Below are 19,523 nucleotides of genomic sequence, written 5' to 3' on the forward strand. Positions count from 1 at the left end.
AACGGGCGGTCTTCCGCCTGTTCTGCCGACGCCCGGCGCCCGCGCGGGAAGGGCCCGCCGCGTCAGAGGATGTACTCCCCGAGCGCGTAGCCCTTCCGCTCCGTGATGAGTTCGATCCTGAGCCCGTTGGGGTCGGCCAGGAACATGCTGTCCGCGACCTCGGTGGGGAAGGCCGCGTACGGCAGGCCCCGCTCGTCGAGGCGGGCCTTCACCATGTCGTAGGCCTCCTGCGTGACCGCGAGGGCGACGTGGTGGCCGCCGCCCACCGTCTCCGCGTAGTCGGGGTGGGGGTGGCCGGGGAAGTCGAAGAAGGCGAGCATGTTCTCGCCGCCCATGTCGAAGAAGAAGTGGGTCGATCCGCGGTAGTCGCGGTTCTCGACCAGGTCCACCAGCGGGAGGCCCAGCACGTCCCGGTAGAAGAGGATGGTCTCCTCGACGTTCCGGGCGATGAACGCGGCGTGGTGGACCCCCTGGGTGGTGGGTACCGGGCGTTCCTCGGCCGGGAGGAGATAACGGTCCCTCAGTTCCGCCTGGCGCTCCAGGATCGCCTGCAGCTCCTCGCCGTGCGGCTGTGCCATGGTCGTGACTCCTCATCCTGGGGGCGGCGCGGGCGGGCCCCGGGGGCGACGGTACGGGGCCCGCCCAGCTCCATTCATCGCTTGACGCGTCAAGCAAACATAGAGGCATTTATTTGACACGTCAAGAATTTGGGAAGGGGGCCCTGCTTCAGGCAGGCAGGCAGGGCGACGGAAGGACGGACGCCTCGGCCCGTCCATGTCCGCGCCCGGTTCCCGACACCCGTGGGCAAGGACGCGGGATCAAGGTCTCCAGGTAGTTGTATCTCCCATCCGGAGGTTTTGAGCCATGTCCTCAGTGTCCCGGAGAGACTTCCTCGGCACCGCCGCGACCGTCGCCGGCGCGGCCGCCATCGGCGCCACGCTGCCCGGCGTGAGCGCCGCCGCGACCCCCGCCCAGGCCGGGCCCGCCCCGCGCGGCCACGGTCGCCCGCACGGCGACATCCGCGACATCAAGCACGTCGTCGTGATCATGCAGGAGAACCGCAGTTTCGACCACTACTTCGGCGCCCTCAAGGGCGTACGCGGCTTCGGCGACCGCGCGACGATCCAGTTGCCCGGCGGCGGGTCCGTGTGGCAGCAGCCCAAGACGCCGACGGAGGGCGCCGAGACCCAGTACCCGTGGCGGCTGAGCGGCGCGAAGTCCTGGAGCGGCCCGACCCCACCGAGCGCCGAGCTCGGCGCCGCCAACTACGGCGGCACCAGCCACGGCTGGACCGACCAGCACGGCGCCTGGTACGGCGGCCTCATGAACGGCTGGTACTACGCCAAGGGCGGTCCCACCACCCTCGGCTACCTGGACCGCAAGGACCTGCCCTTCCACTACGCCCTCGCCGACACCTACACCGTCGGCGACGCCTACCACTGCTCCGTGCTCAGCGCGACCGGCCCGAACCGCACCTACCTGTGGGGCGGCACCATCAACGCCGACAAGAAGCACGGCGACTTCACCGCCAACGACGGCGGCGACGAGCGCGGCAGGTTCCTGCCCTGGGAGTCCTACGCCGAGACGCTCCAGGAGGCCGGCGTCAGCTGGCGCGTCTACCAGTGCGCCGACGACTACGGCGACAACGGGCTGGAGTACTTCGGCACCTTCGCCAGGCTCGACCCCACCCAGGGGGGTCAGGCCGCCCCCGGCGACGTCTACTACGACAACGGCGTCAAGAACGTCCCCGAGCCGGTCACCGGCCTCGCGGGCAACGCCGACAACATCAACGCCGCGATCCGCGCGGACGTGCTGGGCGGCACGCTGCCGCAGGTCAGCTGGGTCGTCAACAACCAGTTCTTCTCCGAGCACCCGGTCACCGCGCCCAGCAACGGCGGGTACTTCCTGCGCGGCGTCCTGGAGGCCCTCCACGCCGACCCGGACGTCTTCGACTCGACGCTGGTGATCGTCAACTACGACGAGAACGACGGCCAGTTCGACCACGTCCCGCCGCCCGTCCCCGCCCCCGGCGAGGCCGACGAGTTCGTCTCCGGCACCATGGGCCAGTACGGCGTCACCGAGCCCCTCCCGGTCGGCCTCGGCTTCCGTGTGCCGCTGCTGCTCATCTCGCCCTGGACCCGCGGTGGCTGGGTGACCTCGGAGGTCTCCGACCACACCTCGGTCATCCAGTTCCTGGAGAAGTGGACCACCGCCCTCGGCACGCCCGCCATCTGCCCCAACATCAGCGACTGGCGGCGCGAGGTGTGCGGCGACCTCACCGGCGCCCTCGACTTCGCCTCCCCCGTCTACGGGCTGCCCCACCTGCCCGACACCGGCCCGCTCGTCCCCGAGACCCGGTACACCCCGCTGCCCGGCGACAACGCGATGCCCACGCAGGAGAAGGGCACCAAGCGGGCCCGCCCGCTGCTGTACCAGCCCAGCGCCAACCTGACCGGCTTCGCCGAGGGCGCGGTCGAGTTCGAGTTGGGCAACGAGGCGCCCTTCGCCACCAAGGCGAGCCACTTCTCCGTCCACAACAACCTCGGCGGGTTCCCCTCCCTGGCCGCGTACCCGGCCGCGTTCCCCGGCCAGTACACCGTCCCCGCGGGCGCGCGGGTCACCGGCACCGGCCCCGTCGGCTCCGCCGCCGGCGACACCGCCTACGACCTGACGGTCACGGGCCCCAACCGGTTCCTGCGCCGCTTCACCGGCGACACCGCCGGCGCCGGCAAGGACCTCGTCGTCGAGGCCCGCTACCACGACGGCAGGGCGACCGCCCACCCGAAGCTCAAGCTGTGGCTGCGCAACAACGGCCGCAAGCCGGTGACGTTCACCGTCACGCACAACCACTACATCCCCGGCGCCCCCACGAAGGTGCGGGTCGCCCCGCACGGCAAGGAGGCGTGGACGGTCAGCCCGCTGGAGGTCAGCGGCGGCTGGTACGACGTGACCGTCACGGCCGACTGCGACAGCACCTGGTCGCAGCGCTTCACCGGCCACCTGGAGACCGGCCGGGCCAGCGTCACCGGCTGACCTGATCCGCCGGGACCCGACTGGACCTGACCAAGCCTCACTTGGCCTGGCCTGGCCTGGCCTGACCTGAACGGCCGGGGACGGGCGACCGCCGTCGCCCGTCCCCGGCCGCGTCCGTGCCCGGCGTCCCCGCCGCGGTCAGATGACGGTGAGCGTCAGGACCGCCGTGTAGGTGCCGGGCCGCGTGTCCGTCGGCGCGTCGAGGTCCAGCTGCGCCCCCACGTCGGCGGTGCCGGGGCCGGCGCCGGTGGCCAGGGTCCGGGCCCGCCCCAGCCCGCCGTCGTCGCCGGGGAGTACCGGGGGGCCCGCCGTGACGCCCCGGACGTTGCCCGCGTCCACGACCTCGGGAGCCCAGGTCAGACTGCTCGCGGGGATGCCGGTGCCGTACGGGCCCGCGAAGTCGCCGGCCTGTCCCGAGGCCGTCCAGCCGACGCTCCCGGGACGGGTGTCGGTGACGGTGACCGGGGTCATCCGCCCCGAGGTGTGGAGGTGTTCGCCCGACGCGTCGAGCACCGGACCCGGCAGCACGACGCGCGGGCTGCCCTCGATGGAGATCACCAGCGCCCCGGGCTCCACGATCGTCGTGATCGACTGCTCATGCCCTCCCGGGGCCGTGTTCTCGCACGAGGGGACACCCAGCCGGTCGCACGCCCGCGGTTGCGGGGCGCTCCGCAGGGCCTCGGCGGCCGAGGCGGCGCAGCCCGACGTGTCGACGTCGCCGGACGTGGAACCGGGGATGCCTGCCGCGGTGTTCAGACCCTTGCCGATCAGGTTCGGCGGAAGGACGGAGTTGCCCAGGCGCGCCGACGCGTCCTGCTCGCACAGCGCGAGCGAGGCGAACGAGGCGAGCGTGCGCCCCTTGGCCGTCGAGAAGCGCTGCTCCGTCGTCGTCGGGACGATCAGGTAGCCGACGATCGGCAGGGGATACGTCCGCGGGTCCGGGTTGGTGTAGGCGCCGGCGGGATGGACGATGCCCGAGGGGTCGGACGCGGTCGTGGCCAGACCCACCGTCACACCACCCTGGGTGGGGGAGGTGTAGTAGCCGGCGCGGTTGAGCAGCCTGGCCATCACCGTGCGCGCGATCGGCGCGTAGCTCGACTCGGCGTATGTGATCGCGCCGTTGCCCGCGTGCCCCGCCACGTAGCCGGTCACGCCGTTCGAGCCCGCCACGGCCACGTCCCCGGGGACCGTCGGGAAGAGCGAGGTCGCGCCGCAGCCCGCGCCGCGCCCCGCCGCGACGCAGTAGGCGTCCCACACCGCCGGCTGCCGGTCGGCAAGCCACTGGGTCAGCGCGGCGGTGGTGCCGCTGGCGTCGGCGCGGACGACCGGGACGACCGGGACGTCCGGCAGCCGGGTCCCCGGGTTGTCCGCCCGGATCGCCGGGTCGTCCCACCGGGTGATGCCCCGGGTGAAGATCCCGGCCACCGTCGCCGGGGACAGCCGCAGGTTCGTGATGCGCTCGCCGTCGACCCGCACGTTGTAGTGGAAGCCGATGCCACCCACCACGGCCGGGACGTAGGCGAACGGCCTGGCGGGCGGCCGGTCGGTCACCCCGCCCTCGGTCAGGCCGTACGGCAGCTCCGACACCGCGTAATCCACGGTGCCGTTCCGGAACTGGTTGCGCCCGTCGGCCGATCCGGTGCCGGCGTAGTCGACGATGCCGAGGCCGGACCTGCCCGCGGTGTACCGCCACTGGTCGAGCGGGCCGTTTGCCCACGTCGAACCGGCCCCGGCGACCGGCGCGCCTGCCGCCGCACGCGCGGGCGGCGCGGTGCCCAGGGCGACGAGGAGCACCGCCGCCGCCGAGGCGACGGCCCCCCGCATCCAGCCCCGCAGGCGCACCCGCGGACAACCTCCGCGTACCGCCGCCCCGTTCGCTCGCGTCACTCCCGGTCCCCTCCGCCCGTCACGGCACGTCCGTACGACCCCCGCCCCGTGGCTCGATCGCATCGCGCAAGAGTGCGCGCCCCGCCGCAACCCGGCACGACGGGAAGATGAAGGACGAACGAACGCGGCGCCACCGCCGCGCGGGCGCAGGACACCGGGCGGCCGAGCGGCTCCTGTGCGCGCCGGCCGCCACCTCGATGGTCGTCCTCCCGTTGCGCGGGACCGGAGAAGCGGGTACGGCCCTCCCGGAAGGCCCCTCCTGGGCGGTGCGTGAGGAGTCGGACCGTGCACGATCGCGTGACGCGGTCGTGCACGGGCCGGACCGCCGGCGACGGAGGGTGACCGTGACCCCCGGGTCCTGGCCAAGGGCCGCCGGTGGGTGAACGCCCGCCCCCGGCGCCCGGAAGATTTCCCACAGCACCCTCGCATAGCCCCTGACCTGCGAAGAAGCGCCCACCGAGACGCTGTGCCGCGGCGCTTTCTTTTGACTACGGGCCCCACCCGTGTCACGGTCATGTCCTCGGCGTTTGCCGCCTTGCATCACGGCGTCCCTGCCCGGTGAGCGAGAACGCGTGGGTCACGTGCCCCTCGTCCTACCGGCTCCAGGCACACGAAGCCGGTTCGACGACGGTCGGAAATGGCACGGCCGTTGTCCACCAATCTTCACGTACGAAGGAGATTGACATGCGTGCAAACATCACCGTCCGCCGGACTGTCGCCGCAGCGCTGGCGGCACCGTTGCTCGCCGTCGTCGCGGCGGGCACCGCCGACGCGGCACCACAGATCACGACCTCAGCCCTCCAGACAGCCCCGACGAGCTACGTCCAGGGCGGTGGCGGCTTCGGCGGCGGCTTCGGCGGCATCGGCGGCTTCCGCGGCAACGGGTTCTACGGCAACAACTTCTACGGCGGTTTCGTCCCCGTCGTCGTCGTCCCCGTGGCCGTCCCCGTCGGCGGCTTCGGCGGATACTTCCCGTTCCGCTAAGGGCTCCCCGCCCCACCGACCGCGGCACACCCCGACCGGCCGGAAGCCCCGTGACGAACCGCCACGGGGCTTCCGGCCGGCGGGCCGCCCTCGCCCCGCTCCTGTCACACCCCCACGACGGCCCCGGTCTCAGCTGTCGGCCCCCGTCCACGCGGGGCCGGTCCAGTCGACGACGAGGAGAGCACCGTGACCGTCCGGTCCAGGGAATTCAACTTCGGCATGCCGTGGGAATCGCTCTACGGGTACAGCCAGGCCGTACAGGCCGGCGACACGCTCTACATCTCCGGGCAGTTGTCCCACGACAGCGCCGGAACCTTCGTCGGGACCGGCGACTTCGAGCTCCAGATGAGCACGACCCTCGACAACCTCGACCGCGTGCTGGAGCACTTCGGCGCCGGCCGCGACCAGATCGTCGAGACCACCGTCCTGGTCAGGGGCCTGCGCGACCACTTCGACACCGTCGCCCGCCTGCACGCCGCCTACTGCGGCGACCACCGCCCCACCAGCACCGTCATGGGCGTGTCCGACCTGGCCCTGCCCGACCAGCTCGTGGAGATCGGCGCGGTCGTCCGCCTCGACCTCACCCACTGACCGGACACCGGACGCGGGGCTAGGATCCGGGCCATGGCCCTGACCCTGCACGACGTGGACCGGTTCGAGGCCTCCAGGCCCCGCCTGGAGGCCGTCGCCTACCGGCTCCTCGGCTCCGCGAGCGAGGCCGAGGACGCCGTGCAGGAGACCTTCCTGCGCTGGCAGGCCGTCGACGTCGACCGCATCGACGTCCCCGAGGCCTGGCTGACGAAGGTGCTCACCAATCTGTGCCTCAACCAGCTGACCTCGGCCCGGGCCCGGCGCGAGACCTACGTGGGCCAGTGGCTCCCCGAACCGCTGCTCGCCGGTGACCCGATGCTCGGTCCGGCCGACACCGCCGAACAGCGCGAATCCGTCTCGTACGCGGTCCTCGTCCTGCTGGAGCGCCTCAGCCCCAACGAGCGCGCGGTGTACGTGCTGCGGGAGGCCTTCGACTACCCGCACCGCGAGATCGCCGGGATCCTCGACATCACCGAGGCCGCCAGCCAGCAGATCCACCACCGCGCCAGGAAGCACATCGCGGACGGCAAGGCCCGCAAGGCCGGTACCGAGGTCGACGAGGCGGCCACCCGGCGGGTCGTCGAGGAGTTCCTGGCGGCCGCCACCAGCGGCCGGACCGAGCCGCTCGTGCGGCTGCTCACCCAGGACGTCGTCGCGGTCGGCGACGGCGGCGGGAAGGTCCCGGCCCGCGCGAAGGCCTTCGAAGGCGCGCTCGCCGTCGCGAAGTTCCTGCGGGGCCTGTTCAAGCCCGGCACGGCCAAGCGTGCCCTGGTCGGCGGCTCGGCCGAGATCCACGCGACGGCCGCCAACGGCGGCCCCGCCGTCGTGGCGGTCGTCGACGGCCGGGTCGTCGGCGTCATGTGCCTGGAGGTCACCGCCGAGGGCATCGCCGCCGTACGCAACCAGGTCAACCCCGACAAGCTCCGACGCGCGACCGGGCGATGGGCGGCCGGCGACCACGGGGAACCCCTGCTCCACGCCTTCTGACCCCGGTGTGACGTGCTTCACATCACGTTCCTGTCAGGAAACGGCGGGCCGCCCGGTTCAAGGGGCGAACCCGCTGGAGAGAAGACAGGAGCCAGGACATGCAGCACCGCATCGTCGTCCTCGGAGCCGGATACACCGGAGCCAGCGCCGCCGGGCGCCTCGCCAGGCGGCTGCACCGCGAGGACGTCGCCATCACCCTCGTCAACGCGGAGCCCGACTTCGTCGAGCGCGTCCGGATGCACCAGCTCGCGACCGGCCAGGACCTCACCACCCGGCCCCTCGGCGAGATGTTCGCGGGCACCGGCGTCGAACTGAAGGCGGCGAAGGTCACCGGCGTCGACCCCGACCGCAGGACCGTCGCCGTCCACGGCGCGGACGGTGCCGGGGAACTGACGTACGACACCCTCGTCTACGCCCTCGGCAGCGGCTGGAAGGACCAGGGCGTCCCCGGCGCCGCCGAGCACGCCCACGAGATCGCCGGCCGCCCCGGGGCACTGCGGGTGCGCGAGCGCCTGGCCGCCCTGGACGCCGGACGGCCCGTGCTCGTGGTCGGCGGCGGCCTCACCGGCCTGGAGGCCGCGACCGAGATCGCCGAGGCCCGCCCGGACCTCGCCGTCGCCCTCGCCGCCCACGGCGGCCTCGGCGACTGGCTCTCCGCCAAGGGCGCCCGGCACCTGCGCAAGGTCGTCGACCGGCTCGGCATCACCGTGCACGAGCACACCACCGTCACCGCCGTGGCGGCCGACCACGTCACCACCTCCGACGGCACCTCCATCCCGGCCGCGGTCACCGTGTGGACCACCGGCTTCGCCGTCCACCCGATCGCCGGGGCCACCGCCCTGGAGACGACCGGCACCGGCCGGATCGTGGTCGACGGCACCATGCGCTCGGTCTCCCACCCGGACGTCTACGCCATCGGCGACGCCGCCCTGGCGATGGGCCCCGGCGACAAGCCGCTGCGGATGTCGTGCGCCTCGGGCATCCCCACCGCCTGGCAGGCCGCCGACGCCATCGCGGCCCGCCTGACCGGCGGCAAGCTCCCCAACGCCCCACTGCGGTACTTCAACCAGTGCATCTCGCTGGGCCGCAAGGAAGGCCTGATCCAGTACGTCACCGCCGACGACCGCGCGGTCAGCGCGGCCCTGACCGGACGGCTCGCCGCCCTCTACAAGGAACTGATCTGCAAGGGCGCCGCCTGGGGCGTCGCCAACCCGACGATGGGTCTCCCCACCCGCCGCCGCCGCGTCACCCCCCGGCCCGCCCCCTCCGGACCCGTGGTCCGGACGCCTGCCTGACCCGCACCGCGCGCGATGTCCCGCCGCGAGGGAGCCTCCCTGCGGCGGGGCTGCGGAGCTGCGGGCGCTCGGGGGATCAGGAGTTGGCGATCAGCGCCGCCGTCGGCAGCAACGTGCCCAGGACGCTGAGCAGCCAGTAGGTACGTGCGGTGAGCGCGGTCCGGACGGCGAGGGGCCGGTTGGCCACCCACCAGAGCACGGCGTAGAGGAGCACGACGGGCCCGAAGAGCAGCAGCCCGGGCAGGATGCCGTCGTTCTCCGTCGGCTCCCGCACGGTCAGACCCAGGTCGGCGAGCGGCCAGTTCGCGGCGAGGTACCAGAGCATCCAGATCGGCACCACGCCCGGGATCCCCAGCAGCAGATTCACGCCCAGGGCGGTGTACCACCGTCTGGTCATCCCCGTCGCCCTCCCCGTGATCGTCTGTGGAGACGGTACAACGAAGACGGGTGGAGCCGACCGCCGCAGCCGCAACGGACCTCCCGCGCGGAGCGGCGGTCGGGCCACCCGTACCCGCCGCCGGTCGGGCGTCAGCCGATCTCCACCGCCATCCCCTTGACGTTGGTGGCGTCCAGCGCCTTCCGGATCCCCTTGGCGAGCTTGACCGCGTCACCGACGGCCCAGAAGTGGACGAAGAAGAGCCGCGGTTCGTCCGTCAGCCCGTGGTTGTGCAGCTCCACGAGTTGGCACCCGGCACGCCTGAGGGCCGCCAGGACGTCCTGGACCTCACTGGCGATCATGGCGCAGTCGCCGCTGACCGCGGCGCGGCCGTTGCCCAGTGGCTGGTAGTTGATCGCACTGGTGGATCCGAGGCCCGGCGGCAGGACCATACCGGCGTCCGTGATGGTCTCCCGGCGCACGAAGGTGTTCTTGTAGACCCCGTCGTCGATGCCGCCCTTGATGCCCATCACCTTGTCGATGGTGGCGACGTCCATGTCGAGCTTGCGCGGCACCGTGTGGTCCGGCCGCCCCGGCGGCGGGGCGCCGGTCCGGTCGAGCGCCGCACGCAGCCCCGTGGCGATGGCCACGGGGTCCTTGCCGTGCGCGTGGACGTGGACCCACCAGATCTCCGGGTCCTGCGACAGCAGGTGCTTGTGGATCGCGGTCTGCTCGATCTTGCGCTCGTGCAGCACGTCGGCGAACGACTGCATCTCCTTCTCGGTGACCACCACGTCGCCCATCAGCAGCGTGTTCCCGTCGGCGTAGCGGACGAAGGACACGTGCGAGCCCAGGGCGAGCCCCGGTTTGACGGTGACGCCCTGTGAGACCACCTTGAGGTCCCGGCGCGGCAGACCCGTGTGGTACATGAACTCGCGCCTGATGTCGCCCGTCCGCCCGAGCGCGACGGACACGTCCTTCCAGTCCGTCAGAGCGGTGCGCACGGGCATGACCGACGGGTGGTTGTGCTGTTTCGACGTTCCGGTTGGCGCGCACGCGGAGATCGCCCCGCCCAGCATCGGCGCCAGAGTGGCCGCGGCGAGCAGATGCCGCCGTGACGCACCCGCCTGCGGGTGGGTGTCCTGCTGTCGGTCCTCACGCATCATGTGTGCCTCCTGACGGGATGGAAGCACGACGAGCCACGGACAGACCCCAGCACCACCAGCACTGCGGCCAGGTGGGTGAAGCGCCCGTCGGCAAACGGGTGAGCCGGCCCGCCGACGGAGCCCGTACGCCTGCCCCGGCCACGCCTGGCGGCCCCCCAACTGCGCCACGACGCTCCGCGTACTCGGCCGACCGGCGCAGTGCAGGGGCCCGGGCAGGCGAACCCCGCAACGGACCGTCACCGAGGGGGAAACCGTGCCGTGTGCACGGCGTGGGCCTCCTCCGGCCCGTTCTGGAACCCTCCGACCATGACGACGCACCGCTTCACCGAGGTCCCCGCCGACGTCTTGGCCGTCATCGAGAAGCACACCGGGCCGGTGCTGGAAGCCGAGTCGGTCCCGACGGGCCTCAATTCCGAAATCGCGGCCCGTATCCGTACGGCGACAGGCGCCGTCTTCGTCAAGGGACTGCGGCTCGAGCATCCACGGGCGCGGACGCAGGAACGCGAAGCGGCCATCGCCCCGCACATCACGCCGCCGGCTCCAGCCCTCCTCTGGCACACCCGGTGCGCGGGCTGGGACCTCCTCGGCTTCGAGGACCTCGACGGCCCCCACGCCGACTACGCCCCCGGCTCGCCCCACCTGGCCCCCGTCGCCGACGCGATGCGGACCCTCGCGGGCCTGCCGCTACCCGACCTGCCGCTCAGGACCATGCCGGACCGGATGCGGGCCTACGCCGGCGATGACGCCGGGCTGTTCACCGGGGACCGGCTGCTCCACACCGACTGGAACCCGCACAACGTCCTCATCGCCGGACGGGCCCGGATCGTCGACTGGTCCTGGGCCGCCCGAGGCGCCGGGTGGATCGACCCCGCCCTGTGGGCCATCTGGCTCATCGCCTCCGGCCACACTCCCGAGCAGACCGAGCAGTTGTCCGCCGAACACCCCGCGTCCGCCGCCGCCCCCGCACTTGGGCTCGACGCGTTCGCGCGAGCCCAGTACCGGCTCTGGGACGAGATCGCCGGCGACTCCCCGAACGAGTGGACAGCCAGGATGCAGACCGCGGCCGCCGCGTGGAGCTGGCACCGAGGCGGCTGACCCAGCCGCGGGTCGCCGCGCGCAGCGCCCAGGAGCCGATGCGAACTCCCGCCTTCAGTTGCTGCGTTGATGTGACCGCGGCTGGCTCGGCCACCTCGCCGGCGGCGTGAGATTCCGTTCCCACCAGCCGTACGGGTCGGGCGGATCCGGTCACCTGCCATGCCCGACTTCGCGTCACGCCGTCGGAAACCCGATCAGCGCGGCCCCCGGCATTGGTGCGTTCGCTGTTCGTCCTTCACCGCGCTGTCGCCCCGGGTTGCGGCGATCCGCGCATTCTTACGCGATGCGATCAAGGCTCAGGGGGTGGCCGTCGATCGTGCTGCGGGCACGGACACCGTGCCCCGCGACAGGGGGGACGACGGTTCATGGGAAGCGGTCGGCGATCAGCGGCACCGGTCTGTTCGGGCCCGCGCCGCGACGTCGAGCACGCATGAGCAGGCGAGCCCACCTCGGGTCCTGCGGCCACCGCCCAGGGCACCGGGCAACCGCCCCCACCACCACGGCCCGCACTCACCCACACCGACCAGGAGTCACCGCCATGCCCGGCCCGCCTCCGGCACTCCTCGCCCGCCCGAGAATCGTCACCGCCCTCTCCCTTCTGGCCGCCCTCCTGTTCGGCGCCACCCCGGCGACCGCCGCGACACACGTGCCGATCGCGGGCGCCGGGTCGACCTGGAGCCAGAACGCGCTCGACCTGTGGCAGGCCGACGTCCAGCAGCACGACGTGCGCGTGACCTACAGCGGCACGGGATCGTCGGACGGCCGCAACCAGTTCCGCAACGGCACCGTGGACTTCGCCGTCTCCGACATCCCCTACGGCCTCGAGGACTCCGGCGTCGCCGACCCGCCGCCGTCCCGCAAGTACGCGTACATGCCCATCGTGGCCGGCGGTACGTCGTTCATGTACAACCTCACCATCGGCAGCCGGCGCGTCACCGACCTGCGGCTGTCCGGCGAGGTCATCGCCAAGATCTTCACAGGACAGATCACGGCCTGGAACGACCCCGCCATCAAGGCCGACAACCCGGCACTCGCCGCCACGCTGCCCGCCCGCCCGGTCGTCCCGGTGGTGCGCTCCGACAACTCCGGCACCACGGCGCAGTTCAGCACCTGGATGAGCAAGCAGCACCCGTCGCTGTGGGACGACTACTGCCGCCGGGCCGGCCGCAGCACCCCCTGCGGTACGGCGTCGCTTTACCCCCTCGCACCGGGCGGCACCTTTGTCCGCCAGGCAGGCTCGAACGGCGTCTCAGGCTATGTGGCGCAGTCCCGCAACGTCGGCACCATCACGTACGTCGAGTACTCCTACGCGACGATCACCACCCACTTCCCGGTCGCCAAGGTGCTCAACAAGGCCGGGTACTACGTCGCGCCCACCGCGCAGAACGTGGCGGTCGCACTTCTCAAGGCACGGACCAACGAGGACAGTTCCTCGCCCGCCTACCTGACGCAGGACCTCGACGGCGTCTACAACAGCACGGACCCGCGCGCCTATCCCCTCTCCGGATACAGCTACGCGATCGTCCCGACCAAGGTGGAGTACAACTTCACCCTTCAGAAGGGCCAGTCCCTCGGTGCCTTCGCGTACTACTTCCTCTGCCAAGGGCAGCAGCACGTGGACAAACTGGGCTACTCGCCGCTGCCCGTCAACCTCGTGCAGGCGGGCCTGAACCAGGTCCGCAGGATTCCCGGCGTGGACGTCCAGAGCATCGACATCAAGAACTGCCACAACCCCACCTTCTCCACCGACGGCACCGACACCCTCGCCCTGACCGCCCCTTACCCGCCCCCCTGCGACCGGGTGGGCAGCACTCCGTGCGACGGCACCGCCCCCGGCGGCCGGTCGCAGTCCATCACGACGACCCTCGAGCCCGGGGCGCTGCTGATCTCCGTCGCGGGCGACCCGCACGTCGAGTTGCCCGGTCCGGTACTCGACCCGTCGGGCGAGTTCCTCCACACCTCGGGGCAGATGACCCCGGTCACCGTCACCGACACCCGCCCCGGCAACATCGGCTGGACGGTTTCCGGCCAGGTCGGCGACTTCACCGGCCCTGCCGGAAGCACCATCGACGGGAGCAGCCTGACCTGGGCCCCCGCGATCGCCGACCGCGGCAATGTCCCGTCCATCACGCCCGGCGCCCCGGTCGTACCCGGCGACGGCAACGGGCTCAAGGAGTCCCGGACGCTGGCCACCGGCATCGGCCCCGGCACCGCGGATGCCGGGGCCGGGCTCGACTTCGACGCCCCGACCTCCACGCCGCCCGGCACGTACACGGCGGTCCTGACGCTGACCGTCATCTGATCCCCCTCCGCAGGAGAGCTGACGCCCCCGCCGGTGGGCCGTCCCGTTCGGCTACGGCCGGACGGGACGGCCGCCGGCGCGGTTCTCACCTCACGCCCACCGGGCATGCTCTGGGCGGTCGTCCGCCGGTGTCGGGCGTTGTCACGCAGTTGGAGACTCGGCCGTTCCAGTGGCTTATCGCCTTGCCTTGGAGGTCGACTCGACGCGGTGGCGAAGGTACACCGATGAGTTCCGCCGGTCGGGCCGGTCTATCAGTACGCACGCCATCGAGCCACCGACTGGAGACCCACCATGACGATTCCCGCACACCCCGGCCGCATGCTGTTCGTGAACCTCCCCGTAGCGGACCTCGAACTCAGCAAGGCGTTCTTCGCCAAGCTCGGGTTCGGCTTCAACCCGAAGTTCACCGACGAGTCCGCAGCCTGCATGCTGGTCGGCGAGCAGGCTTTCGTCATGCTGCTCAGCCGCGGGAAGTTCGCGGAGTTCGCGAAACTGCCGATGGCCGACCCCACCACGCACACGCTGGCGTTGTACTGCTTCAGCGTGTCGTCCCGTGATGAGGTCGACACGGTCAGCGCCACTGCACTCGCGGCGGGCGGCTCCGAGGCGGATGACGCCGAGGACCACGGCTTCATGTACTCACGCAGCTTCTTCGACCTCGACGGCCACGGCTGGCAGGTCATGTGGATGGACCCGGCAGCGGCGGAGCAGGCCGAGGCGTTCGCGGCCTCCACCCAGGATGCCGACACCCTGGCCTGACCTGTGGATTTCCCGCCTCGGACGGAGCGGGTGGCGCGTCCCCCTGCGCAGGAAGACCGCGGCGGCGAGCGGCGCCGACCAGCTCGAGCACCTCGGCACAGGCGTCCTCGTCCTCATCGTGAAGGTGGTCGGCGGTATTGAGCGCCCGGTCAGGTCATGGCCCGGGGCCCGTCCGAGCGTGGCGTCCGGCACGCCGTCGTTGGGCTCAACGGGCGCATCGCCTGGCACCCGCACGCGGCGCTCCGTGGCGACGGCGCGGTACGGGCGGCCGGTGACCTGCAGCTCGACCCGGGGGCGGTTGCGCTCCGGGTAGGCCTCGGTGAAGGCGACCGGCTCGGCGCCGGCCCCGGTACGCCGGGGCGGCACCTCCATCGCATCTCGACAATCGCTCATGCGTTCGACTGTAGCTGTGGGGTGGCCCAACCCCAAGACCGGCAGCTTGCCGATCACTCGAATGAGTACAGAGGAGTCGGGTTCCTTCCGCTGGTCCCAGCGCGTTCGGCGGAGGGGGAGGAAGGGGGTGGAAGGGCGAGTGGACGCGAGACCCAGGCTGTCGCGTGGCGTCGGCCATGTAGGTGTGCAACTCTGCGAGGAAGTCCCGGAACGGCTGGATCTGCTGGCAGCCGGCGGAGCTCGGATCCGCCTGAGCAAGGCTGGGCGTGATCTTCTTCGCCAGGACCAGTGCTGGTCGGCGTTCCGCGAGATGAAGCGCCGAGACGGCTCGGAGGCGGGGATGCTCATCGAGGGCGTCATGCTCCTGTGGTTCATCCAGGTCGTGATCGGCGTGCTGTTCGTGGCCATCGACATCCAAACGACCCCGGAGTCCCCGGTCATGAAGTGGGGCTTCGTGATCGTCACCGCGTTCAGCGGACTGTTCGGGGCGTTGCTGTACGTGCTCAGCTGCCGGGAGCCGTTGCCGAACACCCATGAGCAGTACGTCTCCGCAAAGTGGCGGCAGGTGGTCGGTTCCACGATGCACTGCGTGGCCGGCGACGGGATCGGCATCCTCGCGGCGAAGGCCCTTACCTCGGGGGCCGGCCTGCCGATGTGGGCCGAGGTCCTGTGCGAATACGCCCTCGGATTCCTGTTTGGGTGGACCGTATTCCAGGCGCTGTTCATGAAGAGCATGTTCGGCTCATATCGGAGGTCCTTGTCCAAAACCTTCATGGCAGAGCTGCTCTCCATGAACGCTGTCATGGGCGGGATGACAGCAGTTATGGTTCCGTGGCTGTCACACGACATGGCGGCCACGGATCCGACCGGCCTACGGCTCTGGTTCGTGATGTCCATTGCGCTGTGTGCGGGGTTCCTCGTCGCGCTGCCCATGAACTGGTGGCTGGTTGGCCACGGACTCAAACACGGCATGATGACGGTCCGTGACGGCGCGCGCCCGGTGCCCCAGGTCGCGGCACTCGCCCTCGCCTGTGTTGCGCTTGGCGGCCACGAGCAACATCCGCCCGCGTTCGCGCAGCGAACTCCGGTGCCTGGCCATGGTGTGAACGGTTCCGCAGAACCAGCCCGCGATCACGATGCCGCAGCGCCGTCCACCGGCCATGCGCACCACATGGAACCAGGGGTAAGCCGGAGCCGACTCACAGTGATGACCGTGGTGAGTTTCGCGATCTTCGGTGCGGGCTTCCTCATCGCTGGTTTGTTCGGAAACCTGACGATGACGTAGTGACCGCCGGCGCCACAGGTGTGACGGGTCGAGGACGTGTTTGAGATGTGGTTACGGCGCTGCCGGATAAAAGTGAGTCGGACGGTTCGCGCGAGTTCCCTCGTAGCGGACGGCAAGCTTGTCATTCCTCGTCGCGACCTCTCTGGCTTGCCGCCGATCCTGCGGTGGCGGGCCGTCTTCGTATCGGCGGCATCGCGGTCCCCAGCCGTTCTCACCACGTATCCGTCAGATCGCCCCGAGGCATGCGCAAATCGCTTTACGGCCGGTTGAATGGCAGTCCGTCAGCTCTGATCCTCGGTGGGCCGCCACGAACTGCCCCTCTCGCGTTCGAACGCCGGACGCACGTCAACGGTGTCGTACACGATGCGCAGCGTGGCAATACGGCCGTCCTCGGCGAGCTCAGCCAGGTCCACCACGTCAAACGGCGCGGCCGCTCCGGACGGCAGGCGCCAGTCAAAGTGGAACCAGAACGAGATCAGCGCGGCCCCCTGCTGGGTGCGGCCCTCCGCCACCCCCAGCAGGGTCAGGCTCGCCTGGCTGGTATCGGCGAAGAGCTCGGGATAGAACTCCGTGGCCGGTCGGGGGCCGTACAGCGGAGAGTGCACCATCCCTCCAGGCGCGAACAACTCCAGCACCGCCCCGGCATCCGCCTGTTCCAGCCCCGCCAAATAAGCCGACACCTCAGCTGCAGTCATGATCACTCACTCAACCAGACCAAATCGACGGCCCATGTTCGCATCCCACCACCTGCGATCCACCCATAACCGACGCAACGCACCACATCTCAGGCACGTCCTGGTACCGGCCGCCGACCAGCACGAGCACGGCACGCGCGCCGCGTGTACATGAGCACAGCAGCAAGGACCCGCGACCAGGCGGTGGTGTCCTGTCTCGGTTGATGGTCGACAGGGTCGATTCGAGCTGCCGCGAACCCCGGATTGAGCGGTTCCATTGGACGTGTCGCCCGCCTGCCGTCACACGATCGTTTGACGACAGGCGCGGCTCGGTGGACGGCGACCGGCTCAGGTCGAGCGCAGGCAGAAGGGGTGTCCGGCCGGGCTGGCGTAGACGCGGCTGCCGGTGCGGGTCTCCGGGGTGATCTCGTCGGTGGGCCGCAGTCGCGTGGCGCCGGCGGCGGTGGCCGTGCAGTCGGCGGTTGCGAGGTCGTCGACGCCGAAGTCGAGGTGCATCTGCTGGGAGGTGCCGTCCGGCCAGTTCGGGGCGGTGTGTCCGGGGGCGGACTGGACGACGATCACCGGGAGGCCTGGGGCCTGAACGAAGTGGTGGGTCGGCGTGGGGGTGAGGGAGCCGCCGAGCAGCCGGTGCCAGAAGGAGCTCTCCTTCTCGATGTCGGCGGCGTCGATGATCACGGAGGCCAGGGTGATGGGCATGGGGGTGTCCCGTTCGTGCTGTCGGTGGTTGCTCAGACGGTCGGGATGATGCCGCCGTCGACGCGGAACTGTGCTCCGGTGAGCCATTTCGCGCGGCCGGAGGCGAGGAAGGCGATCATCTCGGCGACGTCCTCGGGATCTCCGGGGCGGCCCATGGGGACGTTCAGGTGGTCCACGATCTGCTGCGTGACCTCTTCGGTGGTGATGCCTTGCTTCTCGGCCATGTGTTTCAGGTGGGCGGTGGCACCGTCGGTGACGACGAAGCCGGGAAGGACGCAGACCACGCGCACCCCGTGCTCGCCGACCTCGGTGGCCAGTTCGCGGCTGTAGGTGTTGAGCGCGGCCTTGGCGGCGGCGTAGGACGTCTCGGTGCGCTGAGGCAGTTGGCTGGCGATCGACGAGACGTGCACGACGACGCCGGAGCCCCGCTCAACCATTCCCGGCACCAGGGCCCGGTCCAGGCGCACGGCGCTGAGGAGGTTCATCTCCAGGTCCGCCTGCCAGGATTCGTCCGACCGGCTCAGGGTCGGCGCCGGGGCGCTCGCAGCGCCCGCGTTGTTCACGAGCACGTCCACGCCGCCCACCTGCTCGACGACGCGGCGGCCGAGTTCGGCCACACCCTGCTGCGTGGAGAGGTCCGCCGCGAGGAATGTGGCACCGCTGTCCTCCTCGGGCCGGCTGCGGGAGGCCGTCAGCACGGTCGCGCCCGCGGCGACGAAGCGGCGCACGGTCGCCGCGCCCAGGCCCCGGCTGCCGCCGGTGACCAGTACCCGAAGGCCGTCGAGGCTGTCGTCCGTGATGGGCATGGGGTCCTCCTCCGTAAGATGAACCTGACTCCGGATACGGTACACGTAAACGGAACCGGACTCACCTTATGGAGGTTCTCTTGCCGGCATCACGCCCGCTGCGCGCCGACGCACGACGCAACCGCGAGGCACTGCTGTCCGCGGCCCGCCAGGCGTTCCTCGGCGGCGACACCGACGCGCACGTCGAGGACATCGCCCGCAGCGCCGGCGTCGCCGTCGGAACGCTCTACCGCCACTTCGAAACCCGCGAGGCGCTGATCGAGGAGGTCTACCGCAAAGAGGTGGACGACCTGTGCGCCGCGCCCGGCGTCCTGCTGGACCAACACGCCCCGGAGGAGGCGCTGCGGCGCTTCCTGCTGCTGCTCGTGGACCATGCGGCGGTGGGCAAGGGGATGTCCAGTGTGCTGGAAAGCATCATGGCGACGGACTCACCGGTCTTCGACGACGCCCGCACCCGTATGGCCAACGCCCTCTCCCTGCTGCTCGAAGCCGGCAGCGCGGCGGGCACCGTTCGCGACGACGTCACAGGCTCCACCCTGTTGCGCGCCCTGGGCGGCATCTGCGGAATGCGCACCACGGAGGGCTGGTTGGTCGAAGCCCGGCAGATCACCGCCCTCCTCTTCGACGGCCTGCGACACGGCGCCCCGCAGTCACCCTGAGCCGGGGGCCGCGCGCCGTGCGCCGCCGGCCAGGTCCTGCCCGTCACTCCTGACCGCGGCCGGCGCCGCGCCCCGCGTGGTGATGGAGATCCTCGGGCACTCCCGGATCGCCGCCACGATGAACGTCTGGACGCACGTCGTGCAGGACACCCAGCGCGGGGCCGTGAGCCACATGGACCGGCTGCTGCGGAGGCGTCCCGGCCGTGAGTGAGCGTGGCCGTTGATGTCGGATCCGGATGTCAAAGACCCCCAGCCGTGACCGGCTGGGGGTCTTCTCACTGGTGGGCGTGGACGGTTTCGAACCGCCGACATCTGCCTCGCCTACGTGACAGCAAGCATCTTCGCTGCGGGCCCAGTCCAGGAAGTCACTGGCCTCTCCGGGGTGAATGTGTAGTGCATTCGCATGACTTGAGCATGGCCATGCGTTAGGTGCGGGCTCTTATCGGTTAATGCGTTCGGCGAACATGTGTCGGCTCGAAGGCCCGCGTTGTGCGATGGCCAAAGCCTTGAGCCA

Annotated in this window: 17 protein-coding genes and 1 pseudogene; 11 read left to right on the forward strand and 7 right to left on the reverse strand. The window is 71.0% G+C overall.

Going from position 1 to position 19,523, the window contains the following annotated elements; translation table 11 throughout:
- Window positions 1–62: 62 nt before the first annotated feature.
- Window positions 63–578, reverse strand: coding sequence for a VOC family protein (locus tag ACFV3E_RS00225; RefSeq protein WP_500532689.1), 516 nt, complete (start codon window positions 576–578; stop codon window positions 63–65).
- A 286-nt stretch (window positions 579–864) separates the two neighbouring features.
- Here ACFV3E_RS00225 and ACFV3E_RS00230 point away from each other — a divergent pair, with 286 nt between their 5' ends.
- Window positions 865–3,033: a phosphocholine-specific phospholipase C gene (locus ACFV3E_RS00230; RefSeq protein WP_500532690.1), complete on the forward strand. Its 2,169-nt coding sequence runs from the start codon at window positions 865–867 to the stop codon at window positions 3,031–3,033.
- Between the two features lie 138 nt (window positions 3,034–3,171).
- Here the strand turns inward: ACFV3E_RS00230 and ACFV3E_RS00235 are convergent, their stop codons facing one another.
- Window positions 3,172–4,875 (reverse strand): substrate-binding domain-containing protein, encoded by a 1,704-nt coding sequence (locus ACFV3E_RS00235; RefSeq protein WP_500532691.1) that lies wholly within the window; start codon window positions 4,873–4,875, stop codon window positions 3,172–3,174.
- 729 nt (window positions 4,876–5,604) lie between these two features.
- Between ACFV3E_RS00235 and ACFV3E_RS00240 the strand changes: the two genes are divergently transcribed.
- The 4 genes from ACFV3E_RS00240 (at window position 5,605) to ACFV3E_RS00255 (ending at window position 8,777) form a co-directional block, all read left to right on the forward strand.
- The gene (locus ACFV3E_RS00240; RefSeq protein ID WP_500532692.1) at window positions 5,605–5,904 is read left to right on the forward strand and encodes a hypothetical protein; all 300 of its coding nucleotides are present in this window, start codon (window positions 5,605–5,607) and stop codon (window positions 5,902–5,904) included.
- A gap of 186 nt (window positions 5,905–6,090) precedes the next feature.
- Window positions 6,091–6,495, forward strand: coding sequence for a RidA family protein (locus ACFV3E_RS00245; RefSeq protein WP_500532693.1), 405 nt, complete (start codon window positions 6,091–6,093; stop codon window positions 6,493–6,495).
- A 33-nt stretch (window positions 6,496–6,528) separates the two neighbouring features.
- Window positions 6,529–7,482: an RNA polymerase sigma factor SigJ gene (gene sigJ, locus ACFV3E_RS00250; protein WP_500369876.1), complete on the forward strand. Its 954-nt coding sequence runs from the start codon at window positions 6,529–6,531 to the stop codon at window positions 7,480–7,482.
- A gap of 98 nt (window positions 7,483–7,580) precedes the next feature.
- Window positions 7,581–8,777 (forward strand): NAD(P)/FAD-dependent oxidoreductase, encoded by a 1,197-nt coding sequence (locus tag ACFV3E_RS00255; RefSeq protein WP_500532694.1) that lies wholly within the window; start codon window positions 7,581–7,583, stop codon window positions 8,775–8,777.
- A 76-nt stretch (window positions 8,778–8,853) separates the two neighbouring features.
- On the opposite strand, the gene ACFV3E_RS00260 is transcribed toward ACFV3E_RS00255, so the two are convergent.
- Both ACFV3E_RS00260 and ACFV3E_RS00265 read right to left on the reverse strand, forming a co-directional pair.
- Window positions 8,854–9,174 carry a hypothetical protein gene (locus tag ACFV3E_RS00260; RefSeq protein ID WP_500369878.1) on the reverse strand — a complete coding sequence of 107 codons (321 nt, stop codon included), beginning with the start codon at window positions 9,172–9,174 and terminating at the stop codon, window positions 8,854–8,856.
- 131 nt (window positions 9,175–9,305) lie between these two features.
- A complete protein-coding gene (locus tag ACFV3E_RS00265) occupies window positions 9,306–10,319 on the reverse strand; it encodes a DUF1259 domain-containing protein (RefSeq protein ID WP_500322163.1) in 1,014 nt (337 codons plus the stop codon).
- A 306-nt stretch (window positions 10,320–10,625) separates the two neighbouring features.
- Here ACFV3E_RS00265 and ACFV3E_RS00270 point away from each other — a divergent pair, with 306 nt between their 5' ends.
- The 4 genes from ACFV3E_RS00270 to ACFV3E_RS00285 all read left to right on the forward strand — a co-directional run bounded on the left by ACFV3E_RS00270 (window position 10,626) and on the right by ACFV3E_RS00285 (window position 16,153).
- A complete protein-coding gene (locus ACFV3E_RS00270) occupies window positions 10,626–11,414 on the forward strand; it encodes a protein kinase family protein (RefSeq protein ID WP_500532695.1) in 789 nt (262 codons plus the stop codon).
- A gap of 538 nt (window positions 11,415–11,952) precedes the next feature.
- Window positions 11,953–13,716, forward strand: coding sequence for a phosphate ABC transporter substrate-binding protein PstS (pstS, locus tag ACFV3E_RS00275; RefSeq protein WP_500532696.1), 1,764 nt, complete (start codon window positions 11,953–11,955; stop codon window positions 13,714–13,716).
- Window positions 13,717–14,007: 291 nt separating this feature from the next.
- Window positions 14,008–14,475, forward strand: a complete 468-nt coding sequence (locus tag ACFV3E_RS00280; RefSeq protein ID WP_500532697.1) for a VOC family protein — start codon at window positions 14,008–14,010, stop codon at window positions 14,473–14,475.
- A 532-nt stretch (window positions 14,476–15,007) separates the two neighbouring features.
- Window positions 15,008–16,153 carry a DUF4396 domain-containing protein gene (locus ACFV3E_RS00285; RefSeq protein WP_500532698.1) on the forward strand — a complete coding sequence of 382 codons (1,146 nt, stop codon included), beginning with the start codon at window positions 15,008–15,010 and terminating at the stop codon, window positions 16,151–16,153.
- 281 nt (window positions 16,154–16,434) lie between these two features.
- On the opposite strand, the gene ACFV3E_RS00290 is transcribed toward ACFV3E_RS00285, so the two are convergent.
- The 3 genes from ACFV3E_RS00290 to ACFV3E_RS00300 all read right to left on the reverse strand — a co-directional run bounded on the left by ACFV3E_RS00290 (window position 16,435) and on the right by ACFV3E_RS00300 (window position 18,350).
- On the reverse strand, window positions 16,435–16,848 hold the full coding sequence (locus tag ACFV3E_RS00290) for a nuclear transport factor 2 family protein (protein ID WP_500532699.1): 414 nt from the start codon (window positions 16,846–16,848) through the stop codon (window positions 16,435–16,437).
- Window positions 16,849–17,175: 327 nt separating this feature from the next.
- The gene (locus ACFV3E_RS00295) at window positions 17,176–17,544 is read right to left on the reverse strand and encodes a VOC family protein (protein WP_500532700.1); all 369 of its coding nucleotides are present in this window, start codon (window positions 17,542–17,544) and stop codon (window positions 17,176–17,178) included.
- A 32-nt stretch (window positions 17,545–17,576) separates the two neighbouring features.
- Window positions 17,577–18,350, reverse strand: a complete 774-nt coding sequence (locus tag ACFV3E_RS00300) for an SDR family oxidoreductase (protein WP_500532701.1) — start codon at window positions 18,348–18,350, stop codon at window positions 17,577–17,579.
- Window positions 18,351–18,430: 80 nt separating this feature from the next.
- On the opposite strand from ACFV3E_RS00300, the gene ACFV3E_RS00305 reads away from it, so the two are divergent.
- The gene (locus ACFV3E_RS00305; RefSeq protein WP_500532702.1) at window positions 18,431–19,009 is read left to right on the forward strand and encodes a TetR/AcrR family transcriptional regulator; all 579 of its coding nucleotides are present in this window, start codon (window positions 18,431–18,433) and stop codon (window positions 19,007–19,009) included.
- Window positions 19,010–19,046: 37 nt separating this feature from the next.
- Window positions 19,047–19,220, forward strand: a pseudogene (locus ACFV3E_RS00310) (site-specific integrase); the annotation flags it as partial.
- Between the last annotated feature and the right edge of the window lie 303 nt (window positions 19,221–19,523).

The organism is Streptomyces sp. NPDC059718 (genome assembly GCF_042733315.1).
Taxonomy (GTDB): Bacteria; Actinomycetota; Actinomycetes; order Streptomycetales; family Streptomycetaceae; genus Actinacidiphila.